Annotated in this window: 1 pseudogene; it reads right to left on the bottom strand. The window is 71.3% G+C overall.

Annotation, left to right across the window (positions count from 1 at the left end):
• Nucleotides 1–2,170, bottom strand: a pseudogene (locus GQS09_RS27965) (nitrate- and nitrite sensing domain-containing protein); the annotation flags it as partial.

Genomic DNA, 2,170 nt, shown 5'->3' with positions numbered 1-2,170 from the left:
GGGCATCGGGGCCTCGCGCTGCAGCGTCGCGGTGGCCGGTCCGCCCCCGCGGCCGTCGGGCCCGGGAGGCGCCCCCGCGGGAGTGCGGGCGGCGCCGGCCTGGGCGCCGGGCTTGCCGTTCCGGCCGCCCTGGACCACCTCGGCGGGCAGCATCACCAGGGCGGTGGTGCCGCCGGAGTCGGAGGGGCGCAGCTGCACCCGGATGCCGTGCCGCAGGGACAGGCGGCCGACCACGAACAGGCCCATCCGGCGGGAGACCGACACGTCCACGGTGGGCGGGTTGGCCAGCCGCTCGTTGATCTCGGCCAGGTCCTCCGGGGAGAGGCCGATGCCGGTGTCGTGGATCTCCACCAGCACCCGGCCGTCCGGCAGGGCGTGGCCGGTGACCTTGACCTTGGTCTGCGGGGAGGAGAACGANGGTGACCTTGACCTTGGTCTGCGGGGAGGAGAACGAGGTGGCGTTCTCCAGCAGCTCGGCCAGCAGGTGCACCAGGTCGTTGACCGCGCGGCCGGCCACCTCGGTCTTGGGGACGGCGGACAGTTCGATCCGCTCGTACTGCTCCACCTCGGAGGCGGCGGCCCGGAGCACGTCGACCAGCGGGACCGGGCGGGTCCACCGGCGGCCGGGCTCCTCACCCGCGAGCACCAGCAGGTTCTCACCGTTGCGGCGCATGCGGGTGGCCAGGTGGTCCAGCTTGAACAGCGAGGCGAGCTGGTCCGGGTCGGCCTCGCGGGACTCCAGTTCGGAGATCAGCGACAGCTGCCGCTGGATCAGGCCCTGGCTGCGGCGCGAGAGGTTGGTGAACATCGCGTTGACGTTGCCCCGCAGCTGGGCCTGCTCGGCCGCCAGCCGGACCGCTTCTCGGTGCACCTCGTCGAACGCCTGGGCCACCTTGCCGATCTCGTCCCGGGTGTAGACACCGACCGAGACCACGGAGGTGTCCACCTCCTCCGGGTTGTCGGCCTCGGACATCTGCTTGACGACCTCGGGCAGCCGCTTGTGGGCGACTTCCTGGGCGGTGTCCTGCAGCCGGCGCAGGGTGCGGACCATGGAGCGGGCCACCACGAAGGCGCCCACCAGCGAGATGCCCAGCACCAGCAGGATCATGGCGCCGTTGAGGATGGCGTCCCGCTGGGCCTCGGTGCGCAGTTCGCCGGCCTGCTTCTCCATCTCGTCGAGCAGCTCGCGCTCGATCTTCTCCATCGCCTCGATCTTGGTGCGATCGAGTTCGAACCAGTCCAGGTAGGTCCGGAACTGGTTGCGGATGTTGTCTTCCTTGGTGAAGACGGCCTCGGCCAGCTGCTCGGCGGCGACGATGTTGACGATGCCGCCGGAAATCGGCTGGAGCAGTTCCTGGGAGCGGTCGTTGTTGCCGTAGAGCTCGCGGAAGCTGCGCAGGTCGGCGCGCTCGTTCTCCATCGCGGTCTTGCCGAACCGCCAGTCGGAGGGGGACAGCGCGGCGCGGCCGCCGTCCGTCTCGGCGCGTGCGAAACCGGCGGTGATCATGGCGCGCTGGATGGAGGCCTGCTCCTTGGCGGAGGAGAACGCGGCCAGCGCCCGGGTGGAGCGGATCATGTCCTGGTTGGACGTGGCCTGGGCCATGTCCTGGGACAGCGACAGCAGCGACTCGATGAGCTGGTTGTAGGCGCTGACCGTCTGCGAGATGTACGCCGGGTCGTCGTAGGCGTCGTCCCGGATGGAGGTGATCTTGTTGAGCTGCCGGCCGATCTCCAGCACGGCCGCGTTGATGCCCGCCAGCTCGTCGTCGTTGGGGTCGATCGACAAGGTGGCCTGGGCGAAGGCGCGGCGGGCCGCGTCGGTGGCGTCCCGGGAGCTGACCACGTCGTCGTGCTTGGCGGTGCGCCCGCTGACGATCGGGCCGGCGGAGCGGTCGCGCTCCTCCTGCAGCGCGGCGGCCAGCAGGGTGGCGTGGTGCGTCATGTCGGTGAGCAGACGCATGTTCTCCAGCTGGTCGATGTTCTCCATCGACTCCTGGATACGGAAGGCGCCCAGCGAGGTCGCCGCGACCACCGGCAGGGCGATCAGCGAGACCAGCCGGGTGGAGATGCGCCAGTTGCGCAGCGCCAGCCGGGAACCCGCGGGCGTCGGCCTGGCGGGGGCGGCCGGGGTGCCGGCCGCCTGGCCGGGAGCGCGGTCGCCGGTGGCGGC

Origin of the sequence: Streptomyces sp. YIM 98790, from assembly GCF_011421595.1 — a bacterium.
In the GTDB taxonomy this organism is placed as follows: domain Bacteria; phylum Actinomycetota; class Actinomycetes; order Streptomycetales; family Streptomycetaceae; genus Streptomyces.
This window is presented reverse-complemented; position numbering and strand designations above follow the sequence as displayed.